Source organism: Pseudomonas fluorescens (assembly GCF_000967965.1).
Classification (GTDB): domain Bacteria; phylum Pseudomonadota; class Gammaproteobacteria; order Pseudomonadales; family Pseudomonadaceae; genus Aquipseudomonas; species Aquipseudomonas grandcourensis.
This window is the reverse complement of the sequence record NZ_LACC01000050.1, coordinates 1-22,497: the sequence shown is the minus strand read 5'-3', so window position 1 is coordinate 22,497 and position 22,497 is coordinate 1. Positions and strand designations below refer to the sequence as shown.

General features: G+C 60.7%; 17 protein-coding genes and 2 pseudogenes. 8 read left to right on the top strand and 11 right to left on the bottom strand.

Features of this window, described 5'->3' with window-relative positions; genetic code table 11:
• Positions 1-1,009 (bottom strand): phospholipase D-like domain-containing protein (locus tag VC35_RS27330; protein WP_046043799.1); only part of this gene is annotated, 1,009 nt, incomplete at its 3' end.
• Positions 1,006-3,750 carry a type VI secretion system Vgr family protein gene (locus tag VC35_RS27325; protein WP_259674452.1) on the bottom strand — a complete coding sequence of 915 codons (2,745 nt, stop codon included), beginning with the start codon at positions 3,748-3,750 and terminating at the stop codon, positions 1,006-1,008. The genes VC35_RS27330 and VC35_RS27325, both read right to left, overlap by 4 nt.
• A gap of 594 nt (positions 3,751-4,344) precedes the next feature.
• Between VC35_RS27325 and VC35_RS27320 the strand changes: the two genes are divergently transcribed.
• The gene (locus VC35_RS27320; protein ID WP_046043796.1) at positions 4,345-4,692 is read left to right on the top strand and encodes a DUF6124 family protein; all 348 of its coding nucleotides are present in this window, start codon (positions 4,345-4,347) and stop codon (positions 4,690-4,692) included.
• 99 nt (positions 4,693-4,791) lie between these two features.
• Here VC35_RS27320 and VC35_RS30425 read toward each other — a convergent pair.
• The 3 genes and pseudogenes from VC35_RS30425 to VC35_RS27310 form a co-directional block, all read right to left on the bottom strand.
• Positions 4,792-5,229 (bottom strand): annotated as a pseudogene (locus VC35_RS30425) (methyl-accepting chemotaxis protein); the annotation flags it as partial.
• A gap of 150 nt (positions 5,230-5,379) precedes the next feature.
• Positions 5,380-6,018 (bottom strand): annotated as a pseudogene (locus VC35_RS30420) (PAS domain-containing protein); the annotation flags it as partial.
• A gap of 208 nt (positions 6,019-6,226) precedes the next feature.
• On the bottom strand, positions 6,227-7,540 hold the full coding sequence (locus VC35_RS27310) for an MFS transporter (protein ID WP_046043793.1): 1,314 nt from the start codon (positions 7,538-7,540) through the stop codon (positions 6,227-6,229).
• A gap of 201 nt (positions 7,541-7,741) precedes the next feature.
• Between VC35_RS27310 and VC35_RS27305 the strand changes: the two genes are divergently transcribed.
• The 3 genes from VC35_RS27305 (at position 7,742) to VC35_RS27295 (ending at position 11,095) form a co-directional block, all read left to right on the top strand.
• On the top strand, positions 7,742-9,160 hold the full coding sequence (locus VC35_RS27305; protein WP_046043792.1) for a short-chain fatty acid transporter: 1,419 nt from the start codon (positions 7,742-7,744) through the stop codon (positions 9,158-9,160).
• Between the two features lie 95 nt (positions 9,161-9,255).
• Positions 9,256-10,428: a hypothetical protein gene (locus tag VC35_RS27300; RefSeq protein ID WP_046043791.1), complete on the top strand. Its 1,173-nt coding sequence runs from the start codon at positions 9,256-9,258 to the stop codon at positions 10,426-10,428.
• Positions 10,429-10,573: 145 nt separating this feature from the next.
• Positions 10,574-11,095 carry an SET domain-containing protein gene (locus VC35_RS27295; protein WP_046043790.1) on the top strand — a complete coding sequence of 174 codons (522 nt, stop codon included), beginning with the start codon at positions 10,574-10,576 and terminating at the stop codon, positions 11,093-11,095.
• A 9-nt stretch (positions 11,096-11,104) separates the two neighbouring features.
• Here VC35_RS27295 and can read toward each other — a convergent pair whose 3' ends face one another.
• On the bottom strand, positions 11,105-11,749 hold the full coding sequence (gene can, locus VC35_RS27290) for a carbonate dehydratase (protein ID WP_008046121.1): 645 nt from the start codon (positions 11,747-11,749) through the stop codon (positions 11,105-11,107).
• A gap of 168 nt (positions 11,750-11,917) precedes the next feature.
• Here can and VC35_RS27285 point away from each other — a divergent pair, with 168 nt between their 5' ends.
• Entirely contained in the window at positions 11,918-12,310 is a 393-nt protein-coding gene (locus VC35_RS27285; protein ID WP_046043789.1) for a hypothetical protein, read from the top strand.
• Positions 12,311-12,435: 125 nt separating this feature from the next.
• Here the strand turns inward: VC35_RS27285 and rimI are convergent, their stop codons facing one another.
• Positions 12,436-12,888 carry a ribosomal protein S18-alanine N-acetyltransferase gene (gene rimI / locus VC35_RS27280; protein WP_007978046.1) on the bottom strand — a complete coding sequence of 151 codons (453 nt, stop codon included), beginning with the start codon at positions 12,886-12,888 and terminating at the stop codon, positions 12,436-12,438.
• Positions 12,881-13,627: a hypothetical protein gene (locus VC35_RS27275; RefSeq protein WP_046043787.1), complete on the bottom strand. Its 747-nt coding sequence runs from the start codon at positions 13,625-13,627 to the stop codon at positions 12,881-12,883. Before VC35_RS27275 ends, rimI begins: the two co-directional genes overlap by 8 nt.
• A 219-nt stretch (positions 13,628-13,846) precedes the next feature.
• Here VC35_RS27275 and mksB point away from each other — a divergent pair, with 219 nt between their 5' ends.
• From mksB to mksF, 3 genes are read left to right on the top strand one after another with little or no spacing between them, the layout of a single operon-like run.
• Positions 13,847-15,136, top strand: a complete 1,290-nt coding sequence (gene mksB / locus VC35_RS27270) for an Mks condensin complex protein MksB (RefSeq protein WP_185754871.1) — start codon at positions 13,847-13,849, stop codon at positions 15,134-15,136.
• Positions 15,126-15,827 carry an Mks condensin complex protein MksE gene (gene mksE, locus VC35_RS27265; RefSeq protein ID WP_046043783.1) on the top strand — a complete coding sequence of 234 codons (702 nt, stop codon included), beginning with the start codon at positions 15,126-15,128 and terminating at the stop codon, positions 15,825-15,827. Before mksB ends, mksE begins: the two co-directional genes overlap by 11 nt.
• On the top strand, positions 15,824-18,664 hold the full coding sequence (gene mksF, locus VC35_RS27260) for an Mks condensin complex protein MksF (protein ID WP_046043782.1): 2,841 nt from the start codon (positions 15,824-15,826) through the stop codon (positions 18,662-18,664). The genes mksE and mksF overlap by 4 nt, the downstream gene beginning before the upstream one ends.
• A gap of 149 nt (positions 18,665-18,813) precedes the next feature.
• Here the strand turns inward: mksF and VC35_RS27255 are convergent, their stop codons facing one another.
• Genes VC35_RS27255 through VC35_RS27245 form a run of 3 tightly spaced genes read right to left on the bottom strand, consistent with a single transcriptional unit; the run spans position 18,814 to position 22,379 of the window.
• Entirely contained in the window at positions 18,814-21,117 is a 2,304-nt protein-coding gene (locus tag VC35_RS27255; protein WP_046043781.1) for a PqiB family protein, read from the bottom strand.
• The gene (locus VC35_RS27250) at positions 21,110-21,733 is read right to left on the bottom strand and encodes a paraquat-inducible protein A (protein ID WP_046043780.1); all 624 of its coding nucleotides are present in this window, start codon (positions 21,731-21,733) and stop codon (positions 21,110-21,112) included. The genes VC35_RS27255 and VC35_RS27250 overlap by 8 nt, the downstream gene beginning before the upstream one ends.
• Positions 21,720-22,379: a paraquat-inducible protein A gene (locus VC35_RS27245; protein WP_046043779.1), complete on the bottom strand. Its 660-nt coding sequence runs from the start codon at positions 22,377-22,379 to the stop codon at positions 21,720-21,722. The genes VC35_RS27250 and VC35_RS27245 overlap by 14 nt, the downstream gene beginning before the upstream one ends.
• Positions 22,380-22,497: the final 118 nt, after the last annotated feature.

Here is a 22,497-nt window from a genome sequence, read left to right as displayed (position 1 = left end):
TCTCAATGTCGCGTTTGCCTTCCTGGGCCTGGGTGCGCAGGATCTGCGCGATTTGCTTCGTTGCGCCGGGATTGCATTGCAGCTGCAGCCCGAGCAGCTTGGCCTCGCGCGACGCCATCAGGTCCTCGCCGGTCTCCTTGAACCAGGCCGTGGCGAAGTTGTGGTGCAGGTGTTCGAGGATGGGGCCGCTGACCTGGCTGGAGATGTCCTGGCGCGGGGTGTTGCCCCGTGGGCCTTGGTTGGGTGCCGGCTTGTTGCCTTCGGCACGGTTCAACGCCGTGTGAGCACAGGTGTCCCAATATTCGTCGAGCATGTTGTGGCCCATGACGAAACCGACGGCGCTTTCAGGGAGTTCGTAGTCGACCAGCACGGTCTTCTGGTGGTGGGTGGCGGTGAGCTTCAGGGTTTGGCGCATCTTGCTGCTGATGTCCGGGTCGAGACTTTCATACTTCACCCAATGGGAAATTTCAGCCCTTTCCTCCCAACTGAAACCACGACTGACGAATGCTGGCAGGCCGTTCGCGACCTGTTGCGCCGCTTTGTTGCCTGAGACCGCACAGCGGGCAAACCACTCGCGGTCTTCGGTATATTGCACCTCGGTGGAGCGCTGCAGCGCCCGATCGGCGATACGCAGCGAGCCTTTGCCCGGCAGGTTGGCTTCGCCGCCCACCCCCGCCAGATTGAAGGGCATTTCCCAACCCAGTATCCGTACCTTGACGCCTGGCTTGGTCCTGGCCTTGGCCAGGAGGAGTTCACCGATGCTCGGCGCCTTGCCGTCGCGGATGAAAAACATCGACGGCTGGAACCCCCAGCAGATGATGTCGACGGATTGTTTTGCTGCCGCGATGGCCTCGTACACGGCTTTGAAGGCTTCCTCGCCGTTGATCAACGCTTGATAGGTAGCGCCTACCGGATGGTATTCGGTGTTGCATACGTACCAGGGCGCCGTGCAGGTGGCCGTGTTGGTGTGCTGCAGCGCGATGGGCACCACGCATTCGAATTGAGTCATCGGGTTTTCTCTCCATGAGGGGCGATGTGCGCGGCGTACTGCCCGCGATGATCGGTGTGCGAAGCGGGCTGGTTGACGCTGGTATCGGTTTGCGAGGGGTGGTTGTGCAGGCCCTTATTGGCGAGTACCGCCTGCTCGGCATTGCGGTAGTCGGTCGGTACCGGGATCTGGTAAACCGTGCCGTTGGCCAGGACAACGCGGTAGCCTCGGGTCACCACCTGATGGTCAATCGATATGAGGCCGGTCTTGTCCAGCACGCCTTTCTTGAGTACCGCGCCGTCCGCCAACAGCGTGTAGGGCATGCCGGCCCAACCGTGACTGGAGGCGTTCGGAGCGGGCGCCAGGCTCAGGTTAATCATTTCTTTCGATAGGATTTTGGGGTAGTCCGGGTGCGTGGCCTTCATGTTCGCGGGGCCACTGTAGTCGTAGTGCGCCGCCTTGACCTTGTGGTCGCCCGCCGTGCCGGACTCGATGCAGCACTCATCCAAGCTGAGGTAACTGCCGCCGCCGTTGAGGATGATTTTTTTCTTCGCGGTGATGTGGATTTCGTCTTCGGTGCTGGTGATGTTCAGACCATGCCGGGCGATCAGTTCCAGACGATCGTTTTGCGCCTGCACGCTCACCGAGCCCTGGTTGGCGATCAGCTTGATGCCGAGCTTGCGCACGAACAGGCTCAGGCCCTGGCCGACGCCGATGAACAGGCGCTTGACCACGCTGAGGTCGGCTTCACCGCCGGCGTTGAGCATCAGGTTTTTCTCGGCGGCCAGTTGCAGGTGCTGGCCGCTGGTCAGGGCGATGCCTTGCGGGGCGCTGAGCAGCAGGACCTGGGATTTGAGTTGTTCGAGGTCCTGGCGCAACAGGTTCAGTTGTGCCGCGACGTCGGCCGGATCGGCGTTAGCGGTTTGGGCGTCGGTCGAGAGTTGTTGCAGTTGTTCGCCGGCCTGTTGCAGGCGGCCGAAGGCGGCGTCCATGTCGAGTTGCGCACCTTTGGCTTTCTCCTGTTTGTCCGCGCTGATGAAAAGACCCTTGCCGCCACGAATGGCGCCCCAATCATCCGTACGCAGCTCAAACCCTTCCCCACGCTTCTTCCGCTGGCCATCCACCAGATGCCCCAGATTCAGCTGGCTCTTGCCGCCATACTCGGTACTGAGCTTGACGTGCTCCTGCCCCCGCGTGTCATCCATGCGCAACTTGTTGTTGGCCGGCGTGCGCAGCACATTGCGGTGGTCGTTGCGCTGGGTCACCAGGTCGGGGTGCTGGTCATCGTGCAGGGCATGGGCGATGTAGGGGCGGTCCGGATCGCCCTGTTCGAAGGCGATGGCCACTTCGGTACCGGCGATCAGTGGCAGGTGCAGGCCGTAGGTGTCGCCGGCGTAGGCGCGGGCCTGGCGCAGCCACTTGCTTTCGCGGCCGGCGGGCCAGGTGTCGCGGTCGAAGAGGAATTTGACCCGGTAGCGCCCTTGCAGGTCGATTTCGGTGTACAGGGGGTTGCTCTGGGGGTGGGTGATGCGTGCCGGGAGGGTGCCGGCGATCTGTGGTTTGGGTGGGACCTCTGGGCGAAAGCACAGGCGCAAGGCGTAGGGCATGGCTTCGAAATCGCAGGTCAGGCTGCGGTCGCGGGCGGCGCGGGTGGTGATCTTTGTGATCACCACCCGGGAGGCGAAGGCCTTGGGGGCGTCGCCGCTGATGGTCAGGACCTGGCCGGGGGCCAGGGTGGCGCTGCTGCTGGTGCCGCTCAGGTGGGTCTGGTTGTTGAGGTAGCGTTCGTGGCGCAGGCGCGCATAGAAAAAGCCGCTTTCGCTTTGCAGGTCTTCGTCGCGCAGGTGGGACTTGCCGAGCACGCGGTAGGGTTCGGCGTAGTGGTAGGCGTCGCCGTAGGTGTTATCGGCGACGCCACGGGTCGTGGCCACGCCGTGAGTGGTGGGCTCGCCGAGGGTCTGGTCGACCTCGCCGTCGAGCCAGGCGCGGCTGTCGTCGGGGTGATAGGCGCGTACGCTGACGTGCTGTTCCACCACCCGATGGCGGGTTTGCAGGGCCCAGACGCTGTCCTGCTCGCTGTTGCTGAAGCCCGAGGGCGAGTGCAGCGGCAGCTCGACGTCGAACTGGTAGCAGCGCTGGTCGTCGCAGAACTCGACGACGTCGAAGGCGAGCTCTTCGTGCTGGATGCAGCGGTACCAGATGCCGACCTCGGCCAGGATCCGGCTGATGAAAGCCAGGTCGCTTTCCTGGTACTGCATCACCTGCTCGCGCGGCGGGTACTCGCGCTTGAGGTTGAAGCGAAAGTGCCCGGTGTCCAGACCGTGGCGGTCGCGCAGAATGCTTTTGACGATGTCTGGCACGGACTGGTGCTGATAGATCCGCGTTTGCTGGCCGCGATCGAGCAGGGCCAGGCGCGGTTGCAGGGTGACTTCGTAGCGGGCTTCGTCGATTGAGCCGGACAGGCGCTGGCAGCCGGTGATGCGGCCGTACAGCGTGCGCATCGGTGTGGGTGGCTTGGGCACTTCCCAGTCGAACACGGGCACGTTGGACGGTGCGTCGTACAGGCTGAACTCAGCGAACTGGCCGATGAATTTTTCCGCGCCGATGTCGAGGTCGCTGGCGGTGAATTCGATGCGGTAGAGGTAGGGTTGGCTAAGGTACTCATGGCCCTCGAAGGCGAGGACGTCGAGGTGGGTGTCGAGCTGGTCGATCTTGAGTGTGTGGCGGTTGTGGTCGAAGAAGACGGGCAGAATGGTGTTCAAGTACGGACCTCCCTGGGACATTGGGGGAGGCTTCATTTCCATCCCCGTTCAAGCGCTCGACAGCTTTCAGGAAGGAAAAAAAGGTTGATATAGGATGCTTCCGGCGCACTCGTAGGATGCGTCCGAGTGTTAACACCACTAACCTGTAGGACCGTTCGCTATCTTGTCGGCGCCCAGTGCCGCGGCTGCTTTTTGACAGGGTTAAACCGTTCGGGTCGAACGCTACTCCAGAGCGCAAACCCTGCGTGTTTAAAAGCCCTCAAGGTTACTTCGTGAAAGCCACAGCGCCTTGCGTCGTTGCCTACACATACTCCAGAATCCGCCGGCTTGTACGCCTTGGGGCTGGGTTTTATCGTTTGCTGGTCGCTGAAAAAAAACAGCGATCGGGTTTGGTAGCCCGTCCTCATATGGCGTATAGCGTCACCATTTCCAGGTGCTTTTCTACGGCACTTGTATCAATGGCGACCATGCGCAGGGCACCCTCGGGTGCGCCGGGTTTGCCATATGGGCCGGTCTACCAACCTTCGCATGGTCACCACCTTTCGTTTGGTAGCGAGGGTGATGACTCCATCAATCCCATATGGAGTTTCATCTATGTTCAAACCGACACCTAACCCCCCGGAAACCGATCCGGAAACGTCTTCAGAAACCCTCGATTCAAATACACTTCACGAGCCGTCCGAACGTATCCCCTCAGCCGCTGACATCCGCGCCACCCCACGCAAGCTCTGCACCATGTTTATCGTCAACACGGACCTCCATGCCGAAACCCTACTCACTCATGCCTGCGAGTCACTGGCATCGGCCAATGTCATGACCATGGATCTGGCGGATCGTACGGAGGGGACAAGTCGCAATACCCTGCTGGGGATTGCCCAAGTCATCATGCTGGGGGAACTGGCGGTGAACCGGGCGCTGTATCGAATTGATCCGCCCGAATAGAAATCAAAAGATCAAAAGATCGCAGTCTGCGGCAGCTCCTACATTGGATTGACGTACATCCTGTAGGAGTTGCTGCTGCGATCTCTTAACGATTAGACACTAGTTGGACAACTGATTGGCAAACTGCCCCACCGCATTGACCACTTTCTGCGCGCCGTCCTGGATCTCGACGATCACCGTGCCCGCTTCCGCCGCCAGCGCCAGGCCCTGTTCGGCCTGAAGCTTGCCGTCGGTCATCAGGGCCACGGCGTTGCGCGCCATGTCCTGGTTCTGCCGCACCACGAGGACGATTTCGTCGGTGGCCTGGCTGGTGCGCGAAGCCAGTTGCCGAACCTCATCCGCCACCACGGCGAAGCCCCGCCCCTGCTCGCCCGCACGGGCCGCTTCGATGGCCGCGTTGAGCGCCAGCAGGTTGGTCTGCTCGGCAATGCCGCTGATGGTTTTGACAATGGTACCGATCACCAGCGATTGCTCGTTCAGGGCTTCGATGCCATCACCAGCGGTTTGCATATGCCTGGCCAGGTCGCGCATCACGTCCACGGCCTGGGTCACCACGGCGTTACCGCGCTGGGCGCTTTGGTCGGTTTGCTGCGAGGTGCTGTAGGCAATGTTGGCGGCCTCGGCGACGGCTTGTTCCTGATTGACCTGATCGGTAATCACCGTGGCGAACTTCACCACCTTGTAGAGCTTGTTGTTGGCATCGGCCACCGGGTTGTAGGACGCCTCCAGCCAGACCGTACGACCATGGCTGTCGACACGTTTGAAACGGTCGGCTACGTACTCGCCCGCGTTCAGGCGACGCCAGAAGTCCTGGTACTCGGCACTGTTGTACTCCTCCGGCAGGCAGAAGGTGCGGTGATGCTTGCCTTTGATCTGCGCCAGGCTGTAAGCCATGCCACTGAGGAAGCGGTCGTTGGCGGTCAGCACGTTGCCATTGAGGTCGAATTCGATCACCGCTGTAGAGCGCACCAGCGCGCCGATCAGGTTCTCGTGTTCGCGGGAGGCCTCGATGGTGCGGGTAAGGTCGCTGGAGAAAATCGAAAAATGCCTGATCCGCCCATCTGCCGAGCGCACCGGTTGCAGGATCGAACGCAACCACGCTTCCTGGCCGGTACCGCGCAACAGGCGCACTGCGCCGGCGAAGTGCTCGCCACGGGTCAGCGCGCTCTTGAAACGCTGCTGGAATTCATCGGATTTCACGTGGTCCGGGACCAGGTCGTCGATGTGTCGGCCAATCAGATCGCCGCTCTTGTAATGCATTTCGCCAAGGAAGTTCTGATTGACCGACTGAACCCGTCCATCGCTGTCGAGGGTCAGCACCAGCATCTCGCTTTCCAGACTTTCCTTCACTTGCTGAAGGCTGGAGAGTTCTTCACGAAGAGCCGACAGCTCCTGCTTCAAGCGTTTATTGAACATGGGAAAGCACCGATGGACATGGGTAGAAAGCGATATGCAGCCTAACCATCGGCCTTGGAAACATTTACTTAAGCGTGTTCCGGGCTTGTCCTACAAAAAATAGTCGTGATGCGCACAATCAATGCGCGCCAGCAGTGGAACAGCCTGCGATTCTCGGCATCCGTGTACCGAAATAAGCCGCGCTGCCCACGCCCACCACCCCCATCACCGCACTGAACATCACGCAGATCCATGGACTCCACGGCATCAGGCCGATCAACAACAGCGGCGTGACACTCGCCCATGCGGCGTAGGCAATGTTGTAGGTGAACGAGATGCCCGAGACGCGAATCCGCGCCGGAAACAGGCTGACCATCACCGATGGCACCGCGCCGACCACCCCGCAGGACAACCCTGCCACGGCGTAGGCCAAACCGATCCAGTCGCCGCCCATGATCAGGCTGGCATACAGCACGCCGATGCCCAGCGGCAGCAGCAGGCTATAGAGCATCACCGTGCGCCAGGCGCCGATGCGATCGACCAGCAGCCCGGCGAGCACGCAGCCGATGTTCAAGAACACGATGCCCAGTGCGCTCAAGGCGAAGGTATGGCTGGCGGTCATGCCAAAGGTTTTCTGCATCATGGTCGGGGTGATGACCACGAACACCACCACGGCCGAGGTCAGCACACAGGTGAGAATCATCGCCGGCAAAATGGCCAGGCGATGCTCGCGCAAGACCGTGCGCAGCGGCAGTTCGCCGGCCGCCTCGCGTTGCGCCTGCATGGCCATGAACACCGGGGTTTCGCTGAGCCAGCGACGCAGCCAGACGCCAATCACCCCAAAAACGCCACCCAGCAGGAAGGGGTAACGCCAGGCGTAATCGAGGATTTCCGCCGCAGTGAACGCCTGTGCCAGGAAGGTGGCGGTCAATGCGCCGATCAAATAACCGAATGTCAGCCCCGCCTGCAAGAAACCCAGGGCATAGCCGCGATGGGCGATGGGTGCGTGCTCGGCGACGAACACCCAGGCACTGGGCACCTCACCGCCCACCGCCGCGCCCTGGAGAATGCGCAGAGCCAAGAGCAGCAAGGGGGCGAAATAGCCGATTTGCGCGTAGGTCGGCATGATCCCGATCAGCAGGCAAGGCAACGCCATCATCAGGATGCTCAGGCTGAAGACTTTCTTGCGCCCCAGACGGTCGGCGAAATGCGCCATCAGGATGCCGCCCAACGGTCGCGCCAGGTAACCGGTGACGAAGATCCCGAAGCTTTGCAGCAGACGCAGCCACTCGGGCATTTCCGGCGGGAAGAACAACTGGCTGAGGGTCAGGGCAAAAAACACGAAGATGATGAAATCGTAGATTTCCAGCGCCCCGCCAAGAGCGGCGAGCCCCAGGGTCTTGTAGTCCGAGCGGTTGAACGGCGTCGGGCGCGAATCGGTGTTGGCAGTCATGAAAAGAACTCTGGCACAGGCAAAAACCAAGGCGCCCATGGTCTACGCAAATGCACCGACGGACAACCCGTTAGACCAAAGTCCCATAGCCACGAAACAGCCCCGCAAAAATCCTCGGCTTGAATTAATGTTGGCGTCTGTCCAGACGGGCGGTTACTGCCCCGAAGACCACAACAAACATAAAAATCCGAGGTACCCCCCGTGGCCGCTGATATCGAAGATAGTCGCTCCGCCCGCTTTGCCCTGCGCTGCTCAAGTTTTGCCGAACGCTGGTTTCCCGACTCCTGGGTGTTTGCTGCCCTGGCGGTGATTATCGTGGCCCTGGCCACCATCGCGATGGGTGCAAAGCCCACCGACGCTGCGATGGCCTTTGGTGATGGCTTCTGGAGCCTGATCCCCTTCACCATGCAGATGGCCTTCGTGGTGATCGGCGGTTATGTGGTCGCCAGTTCGCCGCCAGCGGTGAAGCTGATTGACCGTCTGGCCAAACTGCCGAAAAACGGCCGCTCCGCCGTGGCCTGGGTCGCGCTGATCTCGATGGTCGCGTCGTTGCTGAACTGGGGCCTGTCCCTGGTGTTCGGTGGTTTGCTGGTGCGCGCCCTTGCCCGTCGTACCGATCTGAAGATGGACTACCGCGCTGCTGGTGCTGCCGCCTATCTGGGGCTGGGCGCGGTGTGGGCCTTGGGCCTGTCGTCATCGGCCGCACAATTGCAGGCCAATCCGGCCAGCCTGCCGCCATCGATTCTGTCGATCACCGGGGTGATTCCGTTCACGCAGACGATTTTCCTCTGGCAGTCCGGTGCCATGCTGCTGGCGTTGATCGTGATTTCGCTGATCATCGCCTACGCCACCGCGCCAGGTCCGAACTCGGCGCGTGACGCCAAGGCGTGCGGCGTCGACCCGAGCTTCAACCTGCCACCGCTGCAACCGCGCACCCGTCCCGGCGAATGGCTGGAATACAGCCCGCTGCTGATGATCCTGCTGGTGCTGCTGGCCGGTGGCTGGCTGTTCCACGAGTTCTCGACCAAACCGGCGATCAGTGCGATTTCCGGGCTGAACACCTACAACTTCCTGTTCATCATGCTCGGCGCCCTGCTGCACTGGCGTCCGCGCAGCTTTCTGGACGCCGTGTCCCGCGCAGTGCCGACCACCACCGGTGTGTTGATCCAGTTCCCGCTGTACGGCTCGATCGCCGCGCTGATGACCACGGTCAAGGGCGCCGATGCGCAGACCCTGGCACACCACATCTCGACCTTTTTCGTCAGCATCGCCTCCCACGACACCTATGCCCTGCTGATGGGCGTGTACTCGGCGATCCTCGGCTTCTTCATTCCGTCCGGCGGCGGCAAGTGGATCATCGAGGCGCCGTACGTGATGCAGGTGGCCAATGACCTGAACTATCACCTGGGCTGGGCGGTACAGATCTACAACGCCGCCGAAGCCTTGCCGAACCTGATCAACCCGTTCTACATGCTGCCGTTGTTGGGCGTGCTGGGGTTGAAGGCGCGAGACCTGATCGGCTTCTCGTTCGTGCAGTTGCTGGTGCACACGCCGCTGGTGCTAGTGTTGTTATGGGCACTGGGGACGACGCTGGCGTATTTGCCGCCGGTCATGCCGTAACCATAAAAAAGGGCCGGTATTGATATCGGCCCTTTTTGTTCCGCCCCGTCTGTTTCAGTAACTGCTGGTCTTAATACGCTGAAAAGGATCTGAGCATGTTCAAACTCGCGGCACTCACCCTCGCAGCCCTCACCCTGAGCACCACCGCCCACGCCGATGTCAATTTGAAGCTGGGCACGACCGAACGCGTTACCCGCCTCTTCGCCTACCCCAACAACTGTAACGTGATCTGCTTTCGCAACTGGACGCTTGAGCAAACCGTCGAGCATTACCTGACCCAAAGCGTGCAGCGTGATGGCTACAGCGAGGCGAAGGTTCTGGTCAAGACCGACAATGGTCAGCTCCACGCAGAAATCATCGGCGTGCCCGACGGCTATGAAAAGCCCCTGGCCGCGATACTCGACGCCGGAGACCTGGCCTACAACGGCGCCAGCAAACTGAATGCCGATGGCAAGTGGGCGTATAGCTGGTACCTGTTCCTACCGCTGGGCATGGCCCTGGAAAACCGCAAAAGCGTCGAACTGCTTCACTTCCCGCCAGACTATTCGCTGACCCAGGCCCAGGATTACCTGAGGTCCGCCACCACGGATCGCTGGGCCACGCTGCTGACCGCCAATGGCATCCCGGCCGGGCAGACGCCGGGCTACCAGACGATCATCGACATCGCCCCGATTGCCGCGCCGTCCAACGCGGGCAAGGACCTCGAAGGCGTCTACGGCTACTTCAAGGACTACCAGACCACCATGGTCAAGGAAGTCAGCCTGAACGCCAGCGGCGCAGCCCTGCCAATGGTCGCCTTCGGCACACCGGTGCGTAACTGGATCAAAGAGCAATACGGGCAGACGGTGAACGTGTTGAGCCTGGTCCAGATCTCCCCGGACAACGGCGTAAAAGTCCCCGTATTGGGCTCCAACCACCCGAGCTACATTTGGTATGCCGCCGATCCGGCAAGCTACACCGGCAGTGACGCCCAGGCCAAGGCCGATGCGGCAGGCCTGAAAGTCATGGGCCAGGATTTGAGTGCTGCGTGCTGGCAGGCCACCATGGGCCGCCAACCGGACAGCAATCCAGACCTTGAGCTCAATACCTGCCGGCAAACCTGGCAAGTGGCCCAGAAAGAAAAAACCTGTGAGCTGTTCTATACCTCGATCCGCAACCTGTCGCCCCAACAGGCTGTGGGTAAATGCGCGACAGCTTCGATCGTGTCACAGCTCAAACAGCTCAAGACCCCGGCGCCAGCCACGGCGAAACCTGCTCCGCCGTTTTAACCCGATGAATGGCGGCCTAATCTGTCACTTATGACAGTAGACCGTCTGTAGTAACTGCGAGAGGCTTGGGCTGAACCCATGTGCTGCTGTGCCGACAGGACCGTCGACGCAAGGAAGTCGCAGCACCCAGCAGACAGGGATCGTTATGAAAGCTCACGCCTCTCAACGAAAACGCCCACAACCGCCGCAAGGTGTTTACCCCTTTTCGGAGCTGCCCGTTCACCTGGGATTTCCTTCCCTGGCCGACTTCGAAATCATTGAAAACGCCAAGGGCGAAGCCACGGCTATTGCCGCGCGGCGCGAATTCCCGCGAATCACTCGTCTCTGCCGGGCGTCGGGGCACTTGCTGCCCTATCGCTGCCGGCATACCCGCCAGCTCGCCCCGGGTGTGCACGTCTACGACCCGCGCTTCTGCGGACTGTTGCGACACTCCTGCGACCCCAATGTCTTTCTGGACTTGAGTGAGTTGTGGTTATGGACGCTGAAGGACATCAACAAGGGTGACTGGCTGACCATGGACTTCGCCGCCAGCGAAGACAAACTGCAACGCCAGTTCGCCTGCCAGTGCGGCTCATACGAGTGCCGTGGCTGGATTACCGGCTACGATGAAGAGCCGAACGCCGACGGCCAGCTGTTTTTGCAGCAGTGGCGTCGGCGAAGTCTGTAACGAAGGGTTTCACAGAGGCTCGAACGGACGCAGGCGGTACTGCGGAGGCAGTTGCTCGAAACCGCTGATAGTCGCATTCAGGCTCTTCCAGCGGCCATCCTTGATGCCGTAGATGCAGCCGTGGATCGACAGGCTCTGCCCGCGGTGCCAGGCGTTTTGCACAATGCTGGTGTGACCGACGTTGGCCACCTGCTGGATCACGTTGAGTTCGCAGAGGCGGTCGACGCGCTCCTCTTCGGTGGCGTATTTGGCCAGTTCTTCGCGTTTTTCATAATAGAGATCGCGAATCGAACGCAGCCAGCCGTCGATCAGGCCGAATTGTCGATCCTGCATCGAAGCGCGCACACCGCCGCAGCCATAATGGCCGGTGACCAGAATGTGCTTAACCTTGAGTACATCGACCGCGTACTGAATCACCGACAGGCAGTTGAGGTCGGTGTGCAGCACGACGTTGGCCACATTACGGTGTACGAACAGATCGCCCGGCAGCATGCCGACGATCTCGTTGGCCGGCACCCGGGCGTCGGAACAACCGATCCACAGGAACTCAGGGGTCTGTTGGCGAGCCAGCTTGGCGAAGAAGTCAGGATCTTCCTCCTTGATCGCAGCGGCCCAACGCTCGTTGTTATCAATCAGATCTTGTAATTCGTTCATGCTTTGAAGCCTCAAGAATGATGCGCAGCTTTGACTGACAACCGCCCGTCGGGGTCACGCGCGAAATGCAGATGCTCTCCTGATCCGGTACACGGGGCTCCATGCCGGTGGAATTCTCGGTCGCCAAGTAGGTCAACCGTAGTAAGGCCTACAGTATGAGGAATTACCATGAATGATTCACGACGTCCGTACGATGCGGTGCAACCGGAACCCGTCGATGACAACGAAGACCGCATGGGCTCGGTGCGTGAGCTGGATTTCGACACCGAAGAACCCAGCGCCAGAATCGGTGACGAACTGCCGGAAAAGGAGCGCGAGCAACGGATGCCACGCCAGCGCGGTGGTGAAGCGGGCCAGACCGGTGACCATCAACCGACCGACGACGACCTGAGCCCGGAAACCCTGATCCGTGAAGACGGCGCCCGGGATGCCCATGAAGCGGGCAATGATAGCCGCGCGGATTGGGACCTGAGCATCGTCGATGAGGACGATATTGGCGGTGGTAATGGGCTGGATGAGGCTGAACTGGCGCTGCGCGATCCTCTCGACAAAAAACGTTGATCCTGTGGCGAGGGAGCTTGCTCCCGTTCGGCTGCGAAGCAATCGCAAATCACATCCCCCATTTCTCTCGGGGGCCGCTTCGCGACCCAGCGGGAGCAAGCTCCCTCGCCACAGACAGGTATGACTCAATCCACCAAGGTGCAGGCCATGACCACCGCATCTTCGCGCCCGCCCACCGCCGGGTAGTAATCCCGACGCCGGCCGATTTCGTTGAAACCATATCGCTCATACAGCTTGAACGCAGCGGTATTGCTGTCGCGCACTTCCAGGAAACACTCCCGGGCGTCGGCCTTGTAGGCAATCGACATCAAATGCTCCAGTAATGTCAGCCCCAGGCCACGGCCCTGGTTTTCCGGCTTGACCGTAATGTTCAGCAGGTGCGCCTCGTCGAGGATGATCTGCACCACACCGTGGCCGACCTGTTGCTGACCTTCGAACATCAGCCAGATCTGATACTTGCCCAGGCCGTCGAGGAAAATCCCGCGGGTCCAGGGATGGCTGTAGGCCGCGTATTCGATTTTCAGTACAGTTTCCAGGTCCGCCTCGGTCATCGGGCGAAACGATACAGCGTCACTCATTCGATTCTTTCCAGCGCGCCATCAGCCGACGCATGGCTTGCCAGACATCAGCCTTACGCTGTGGCTCTTCCATTAATAATTCCAGGCCCGGCACCGCCCAGGCCGAGCCCAGGCCTTCGATCTGCAATTCGCGGTTGAACGCCTCGGCATCCGCTTCGCCGGCAAATCGCACTGCGGGCAGGCCGATCAGCCACAAGCAGGCGCAGGGCGTTTCTTCCATGCGCACCGAGAGAAAACCTTGCACGAAGTCGCGGGCCGCTTCCGGGCCCTGATCCATCGTGCCACGCACCAGCAGCGGCCAACGCACCGGTTCACCGACGATCTGCGGGCTGTCCGGCAGACCGGCGGCGCGCAGCATGTCCTTGAGCAGCAGGTAGGCAGGATCGCGCGTCTGGAAGGATTCACCTGTGGGTAACTCCACCAACAGCAGGCAACGCCCGGCCCGCAGCAATTGCAGGGCGAAACGCGGCGGCGGCACGATCGGCGCCTTGACCACGACCGGGGCCTCTTCGGCCTCTTCCACCGGTTTGGCCCCGGCGCGGGTGCTCGCCAGCGATGGTCGCGGCACCTCGATCTTCGCCCGCTCGGCCGGCTTGACCACAGGCGCCACGGGCGTCTGAGCCACAACTGCGGGCACAACAGGCGCGACCACAACCGGCTCGGGGATCTCCAGCAGCTCGGGGCGCGACGGCGCGGCAAAGGGCAATTCGGTGCGCGGCAGCCAGTTGACCACCTGCATGGCGGCCAGATAAGCGCGACGACGGGACTCGATAAGCAAAGGTCGGCCACTTGTGGATAACTAAAGTGCGCTGATTCTACCGCCGTTCGCTCAAGATCGCCCGCAGTTGATCGATGCACTTTACCGAAAAGAAGTCGACAGCCCGTCCCGAGATTGAATCGCATTGCCCCCGATGCAGTACAATCGCCGCTTTTAATCGCCAACCAGCCGGCCATTCCGATGATCGAACCCAAGCGCGTCTTGCGCGCCCTCGCTGAACACTGGGCACTTCTGGAGCCACTGTGCGAGCACTTCGACCAAGGCACACTGAGCCTGAACGAACTGCGCACGCAACTGGCCGCCCAGCAACTCGACAGTACGCCGCAGGACATCACCAGCCTGCTGGATGTGTGGATTCGCCTCGATATTCTGGTTCCCGTGGCCAAAAGCCCGAACCGTTTCGAGCTCAATGCGCAGATTCACGACTTCCTCGCCTACCTGCGCCGTGAACACCGGCTGGGCCTGTGCCTGGAAATCGAAGCCTACCTGCGCCACCTCGAGCGCCTGGCCGGTTATATCCAGGATGCGTTTGATATCCGCGACGGCAATGACCTGGCCCGCCAGTTGCGACTGCTCGACATGCGCGTGCGGGACGTGCTGAAAAAACTCGATAACGACGAACAGGCACTGGTGGCCGTCGCCGAACGGGCGAAAACCAGCGATCGACAGATTCCGTTGCGCCAGCGTTACGCTGAAGTGCTGGCGACCTGGGACGAATACGTCGAGCCGATGATTGATCTGGTGAATGCCGACGGCGCCTTCGAACAAGGCGTGCGCAAGGTCGAAACCGTGCTGCTGAAGATGCTCAGCGAACAGCAGCGCCTCGGCCACCTGGTCGACGACGACATGCTGCTGCGCACCCACGCGCGCATCCTCGAAATGCAGACCAGCGCCCAGCTGACCCTGCGTCACGCCCGCGAACTGCTGCTGCCGCTGCGTGAGGAAGCGCGCCGGCACAACGCCGTGACCCGTGGCGCCGCATTGGCCTTGTCGATGATCCGTCGCAAGGGCATCGATGCCGTGCCACAAGCGGCGATGCCGATGTTCACTCGCCCACAGAGCACCTTCCTCGGTAGTGCCAGTCAGGTCGAAGCCTACGTTTATGCGTTGGCCCGTTTCGAACCGAAACCGGCGCGCTTCCCCAAGGCGCACAAGACCCAGAAAGGCGAAGCACCACGGGCGCCACGCACCGTTCGGGAAATGCTCGAACGCTGCGAAGACGCCCTGCCGATGCCGGACCTGATGACCTGGCTGCTGGAGCAGGAACCGGACGGCGCCACCGACGAATTGCTGTACTGGTTCTCGCGCCTGTCGCGGGAGAAACGCTTCAAGCGCGAGCGTCTGGAACGTCGCCAATACCATACTCACGAGCACCAGGTCAGCCTGCGCTCCTTCGCCCTGCTCTCGGTCAGCGACGGCACCGAGAATTCTGCGAGCACCCTCCATGCAAGTACTTCCTATGCAACTTGATCTATCCGAACTGTCCCATCTGGCACCGATCTTTCGCGAGCTGTTCAAGGGTTACCACGTCAGCCGCCGCGATCCGGAGCTGTACGCACAGTTGTCGAACTTTCAGGACCAATACCGCACGCTGTTCAAGGCCCTGGGCTTTGAACTGGTGTGCGATACCCGCGGTTTCTACTACTTCGTGCCGGACCTCGCTGCCGCCACGGTGAACAAGACCGCGCAGCGTCTGGCGCTGTTCACCTTCATCCTCGTCGAGCACCTGGCCGACCAGGGCCGCGACCCGATCTCCGTGCTTGACGGCGGCAGCCTCGGCCGCGACGAGCTGCCGTCGTTGCTGGAAAAGTACCGCGACCTGTTCATCCAGGCCGAAGTACAGACCCAGGACGAGCTGGAAGAAAAGATCATGCGCCGCATGACCCAGCTCGGCTTTGCCAGCGAAGAAAACGGTATCTACCGTTTCCTGCCGCCGATGCACCGTTTCCTCGATGTGTGCCTGTCGGTGCAGCAGGACCGCGATCTGGCCGCCAGCCTGCACAGCGTCCTGCCGTTGCCGGTGCCGGTGCTGATCGACGAAGACAGCGACGAAAAACTGCTGCAGACCGACGACCCGCTCGACCTCGCAGAATTTGAAGATGAAAGCGAAGAAGACGCCCTGGCCCGCGCCATCGCCGAAGAACAGGAGCTCGACGCATGAGCAAGGAACGTTACGGCATCCGCCGCTTTGCCCTTTTGAACACCGCCGGCTACAGCCTCGGCCTGTTCCCGCTGGAAGAGCCGCTGTCGGTCTACGGCGCGAACAACCTCGGTAAATCCGCCTCGATCAACGCCTTGCAGTTCCCGATCCTGGCGCGCATGTCGGACATGAGCTTCGGCAAGTACAGCCTGGAGCAATCCCGGCGCTTCTACTTCGCCTCGGACACCAGTTACATCCTGGTGGAAGTGAACCTGCCCCACGGCCCCCACGTGATCGGTGTGGTCGGCCGCGGCCCAGGCGGCGGCTTCGGTCACCAGTTCTTTGCCTATGCCGGCAAGCTGGACCTGGCCCACTACCAGAAAAACGATACCTGCCTGCGCCAGAAAGAACTGTTCACCAACCTCGAGCGCGAAGGCCTGAAAGCCTACGAACTCAAGCCGGACGAACTGCGCCGTTTGCTGGTCGGCGGTCACACCTCGATCCCGCTGGACCTGACGCTGATTCCATTGCGCTCCACCAGCGAGCAGAGCCTGAAGACCTTCCGCGCGCTGTTCATCAACCTGCTGCACATGCGCGAAATCACCGCGGCCAAGCTCAAGCAACTGTTCCTCGATGCCTTCGAACACAGCCTGCGTTCCGGCAGCGTCGACTACATCGCCGCGTGCGAAGAAGCGTTCCGCGATGTACGACGCATGGAGCAGGACTACAACTCGCTGGTCGCCGCAGGCCCGCTGGTCGAAGCCCTGGCCAACGGTGTGAAGCAACGCGACATCCTGCGCGGCAAGCTGCACCGGATCTCGCCACTGCTCGACTCCTTGCTGGGCACATGGTCGGACTACGCCAGTGCGCGCAAGGAAGAGCTGACCATTCAGGCCGAGCACTACCGCAACGAGCAGGACGCCCTGCAAAACGACCAGCGCGGTGGCACCCAGGAACTGATGCGTCTGGAGCGGGAAATCACCGGCATCCAGCGCTGGCTCGGCGAACTGTCGGTGCTCAAGCATCGCTTCGCCCTGGTCGATGACGTCAAGGTGCTGGAGCAGCAACTGCTGGCCGCCAAGGATGCCCACGACGAACTGGCTGGTGCGCTGGCGCAGTCCCGACAGTTCAGCGCCGAAGACCTCGAAGAGCGTCTGCGCGATCTGGAAAAACGCCTGAAGTCGGTCAAGCAGCAACTCGATCACGCCGACAACAACAGCTACGCCCGCCTGCGCGAAGAATTCTCGCAGCAAGACGTCGAGCGCCTGATGCGCTTGTTCAACAGCGCGCTGTTCAGCCTGCCATTGGGCGAACACGGCATCACCCTCGACGAGAACGGCGACTGGGTGAAGTCCGTAGAACTGATCCTCGACGGCTTCAAAGGTGAACGTTTCGAAGTGCCGGGCCTGTCCATCGACATCTCGCACATCGAGCCGCCGGCATTGCAGTCCCTGGCTGACCGTGCGGCCCTGCGCGACCAGAAGGAACGCCTGGACAAAGAACTCAAGCAACTGAAAACCCAGCAAGCCGTGGCCGCCGACCGCGCCGCGAGCAAGACCCAGACCGAAGCGCTGTACCAGCAAGTGCTGGATGCGCAGAAAGCCCTGGAGGATTTCCGTCGCGCGCAAACCCTGAGCGCCGAGGAAGGCGACAAGCTGGAACAGTTGGCGCAGATGGAAGCGGCGCAGGACGAGCTGAAGCGCTCCAGCGACGCCTTCACCGAGCGCGTCCAGCAACTGTCGGCCAAGCTGCAACTGGTCGGCCGCCAGATCGGCGACATGGAAGCCAAGCAACGCACCCTCGACGACGCCCTGCGCCGCCGTCAGTTGTTGCCGGCGGACCTGCCGTTCGGCACGCCGTTCATGGACCCGATCGACGATTCCATGGACAACCTGCTGCCACTGCTCAACGACTATCAGGACAGCTGGCAAGGCCTGCTGCGGGCCGACGGTCAGATCGAAGCGCTGTACGCTCAGGTGCGCCTCAAAGGCGTGGCCAAGTTTGACAGCGAAGACGATATGGAGCGTCGCCTGCAACTGCTGATCAACGCCTATGCGCACCGTACCGACGAAGCCCTGACCCTGGGCAAGGCTCGTCGTGCCGCCGTGACGGACATCGCCCGGACCCTGCGCAACATCCGCAGCGACTACGACAGCCTCGAACACCAACTGGCACTGTTCAACCGCGAGATCAACAAACGCCAGGTCTCCAACCTGCAAAGCTTCCGCATCGTGCTCGCCCCGAACAAGGAAGCGCTCAAGCACATCGACCAGATCATCCACAGCGCCGGTCAGTACGAAGAAGGCGAAACCCTGTCGGTCTTCGACCTCAGCCAAAGCGCCGAGCAGGACAACAAGAACGAAGAGGCCAAGGAATACCTGGCACGGCTGGTCGCGGCCAACCACAACCAACTCGGCCTCAAGGACTTGTTCGAACTGGCGTTCGAGATCACCAAGGTCAACGGCCAACCGGTGATCCACACCGACATCGACGGCGCCGCTTCCAACGGCACCACCATGACCATCAAGGCGCTGACCAACATGTACTTGTTGCTGCACCTGATGGACCGTGACCAGGCCGGTCGCGTGCGCCTGCCGTACTACCTCGACGAGGCGGCGGACATCGATGAGAAGAACCAGGCCGCATTGCTGGAAACCAGCCTGCAACTGGGCTTCGTGCCGATCCTGGCGAGCGTGAAACCGCAGGTCTGCGCCAGTGTCGCCATCGACCTGGAAGGCGGCAGCGGTCCGGCCGGCATCTACATCGATGAGGCGGACTGGAAGTACATCCGTCGTCACGATCAGGTAAAGGCAACGGTCAACGAACAAGCGGATGAACCGGAGCTGGATGCGGTCTGAGGCTTGAATCGAAGGCAATGAAAAAGGCCGCGATCCAATGGATCGCGGCCTTTTTCATAGGTGTGTCATTTAGCTTTTCAGTGAACTTCAGGGCCTCTTCGCGGGCAAGCCCGCGAAGGCGTCATCACTGACGCCACATAACCCTCAGACTATTTACCCAGCGATATCTTCGGCGCCCAGCCCAGCCATTCCTCTTCAAACTTGTCGAACAACGCGAACGTCTGCTCCGGTTGCGCCGGGCTGCCCATACGTTCGCCATCCGGCGTGGCAAAGGCGACACCGCCCTGAATCATCGTCTCCAGGGATTCTGTGCGCACCGTTGCACCTCTGAACAGACCGACATCGAAGTCGAAACCGCTGGTGTTCCAGAACCGTGTACCGCTGCGTACCAGTGGCGCGTACTTCGGTTCGATCAGGATATGGATCAGGACGCGATCAGCGGTCTGGCCCAGCTCATAACCGGTCACCTTGCCCACGGTGATTTCGCGATAGGTCACTGGTACACCGGCCTTCAGCGAACCACGACGGGCTGCGCTCAGCACCAGACTCAATCCCGCTTCCTGCTTGGGGGTTTCGGGAGCTGCGGCCAAAGCGACAAAGTTTTTCTGCGGTCCCAGGTTCTTCTGCGCCGGTTGCACCTCGATGTATTGCCCGGTCACCAGGGTTTCGAGGTTGGACGTCTTGATCAGGCCCAGTTCAGGCTTGACCACCCAGAACTGACTGCCGACCCGGGCGATGCGCTCCGGCACTTCGGTAATCCGCGCGGTCAGCAGCACCGATTGCAGGTCCTCGCTGAGATCAACGTCCTCCACCTTGCCGACATCCAGCCCCTTGAAACGAATCGGAGTGCCGGTACGCAGGCCATCAGCGCGATCGAGCTTGAGCGTGATGACTTCGCCTTTCTGCGTGGCGTCTTCATGGTTCGCGAACAGACGGAAACGTGGAATACGCTTCTGCAGCGGGGCTTTTTCCTGCGGGGTCTCGAAGGCAATGCCGCCGGCCATCAAGCTCTGCAGCGACTCGCTTTTAACCTGGACCCCGCCGGTCAGTCCGCCCGTGAGGGTGATGCCACTGGCGTTCCAGAAGCGCGTCGAGGCGTTGACCAGGCCTTCGTATTCCTTCTCGATGTGCACGCCAATGATCAGTTGTTTCTTGGTGCGTGAGAACTGATAGCTCTGTACGGAGCCGACTTTGACCTGCTTGTAGAGAACCGGGCTGCCGACTTCCAGCGAGCCGAGATTTTCCGTGAACAACACCAGGTGCAGGCCCGGTGCACGCAGATCCAGCGGTGGCGCCTTGGCCCGTGCCGCAAACTCCCGTTGTGGCGCCGAACCCTTGTCGCCAGGCCGCACAGCGATGTAGTTGCCTTTGACCAACGCCTCGAGGCCGGTAATCCCCGCCAGGGAAATCGACGGTTTGACCACCCAGAACTGGGTGCCTTCGACCAGGTAATCCTCGGCCAACGGGTCCATCGTCAACTCAGCGGTGGCCCCGGACAGGTCAGGATCGACCTTCAGCGCCTTGAGATTGCCGACCTGAATGCCTTTGTACATCACCGGCGTACGACCGGCCTGCAAGCCTTCGAAGTCGCTGAGCTTGACCTTGACCCGGATACCGGCCGCCGCTGCATCGAAGTCTTCATAGAGCCTGAACGGCAGGCTTGGGTCGGTAGGCGGGCTGTCCTTGCGGTTTTCCGGGGTGGCGAAGGCAATGCCGCCAGCGACGATGCTGGCCAGGGATTCACTGCGAACCTTCACACCCGACAGATTGGCATCGATGCTGATGCCGCTGGCGTTCCAGAAACGTGTGTGCTTGCGCACCAGTTTGGCGTAAGTCGGCTCAATGAAGACCTTGAGCTCGACGGTGCTCTGGTCCTCGGACAACACATAGCTTTTGATCTGGCCCACTTTGATTTGTTTGTAGAACACCGGACTGCCACGGTTCAGCGAACCCAGGCGGTCAGCCTTGATGGTCAAGTGCAGGCCGGGCTGGGCATCGGAAAGTGGCGGTTCCTGGGCCAGGGCCTTGAACTTGCGGACCGGCTCGCCTTCCCCCGGGCTGATGGCGACATAGTTACCTGAAACCAGCGTCTCAAGACCGGTAATCCCCGCCAGCGTAACGCTCGGCTTGACCAGCCAGAAACGCGTGCTGGTCCGCAGGTATTGCTCTACGTCCTTGTTCATTTCGATGCTGGCGATCACGCCTTTGGAACTGCCTTCGTCATCAAGCTTGAGGCGTTTGACCTTGCCGACCGACATGCCCTTATAGACAACTTCGGTCTTGTTGGCCTGAATGCCCTCGCCGCTCTCAAAACGCACCTGAATCTCGATACCGGTCTCGTTATAGGCACGCCAGCCGAGCCAGCCGCCGATGATCAAGGCAATCAGGGGCAACACCCAAATGGCAGACCAGTTCGAAGCCGGTCGGGTTTTCGCTACAGGCAAATCAGTCATGGTCGTCGTCCGACTCCGTGTTATCCCAAATCAGTCGGGGATCAAAAGTTACCGCAGCAAGCATCGTCAGAATCACCACCGTGGCGAAAGCGATGGCGCCAAGATTGGCTTCGATGCTGGCAAGCCGTCCAAAATTCACGACCGCCACGAGAATGGCGATCACAAAGATATCGAGCATCGACCAGCGGCCGATGAATTCAATGAAACGGTACATCCAGATACGCTGGCGAGCCGAAAGGGGCTGACGGCGCTGCACGGAAAACAGCAGCAGGCCGATGCCCACCAGCTTGAAGGTGGGCACCAGGATACTGGCGATAAACACCACGGCCGCAATGGGGAACATGCCGTAGTGCACCAACTCGATCACACCCGCCATGATCGTGCTGGGCGCACCTTTGCCCAGGGAGTTCACGGTCATGATCGGCAACAAGTTGGCCGGTATGTAAAGAATGGCGGCGGTAATCAGCAATGCCCAGGTTCGCACCAGGCTATTCGGGCTGCGGGCATGCACCAGCGCTCCGCAGCGCGTACAGACTTGCTCATCGGTATCAGCTTCCTGCCTGTTCAATTCATGACATTCCTTGCAAATCAGAATGCCTGCATCAATCGCCCGCATGGGCATCCTCTCCTGATAACGCTTGCCAGATCTGGTGAGGCGACATTACGACCTCCAGCCAGACTTGAACCAGCAACAAACCAATGAAGCACGCCAGGCCGAGGCCTACGGTGATGGCTGCCATATCTGCCAGTTTTACGATCGCCACCAGTACGCCCATGAAGTAAACCTCGAGCATCCCCCATTCGCGTATATGGTGATAAATGCGATAGAGCAACAAGCCGTAGCTGCGTCCGACATCGAAACGGATACTCAACAATACGGCCAGTTGGCACAATAGCTTGAGCAGCGGGATCCCCATGCTGCACAGGAACACAATCACTGAAACGCTTTGCATGCCCGTGTCAAAAAGGGCCACAACTCCGCTCCAGACAGTGTCTTGCGAAGACTGCCCGAGTAGATTGAGCTGCATGATGGGTAAAAAGTTCGCCGGAATAAACAACAACAAGGCGGCGATGACCAGGGCGAGACTGCGCTGTACGACGTTGTACCGATTGGCATAAAGCTCGTAGCCACAGCGCGGGCACAGGGCTTTTTCGCCATGGGCAAGTTCAGGTTTACGCATGAGCAAGTCACACTCATGGCAGGCAACCAGATTTTCTAGTGGTAATTCTGACAGCCCTTGGGCGTCAACCGGATCCGGCATAAAGGCTCTGACTCTGAAAAAGTTGGACCTATTCTAGTGCCATGAGCTGAAAATAACTGTGCAAAATGTGCAACGACCAGCCCTGTTTTTTTCACGCACAAAAACAAAACCCCAACTG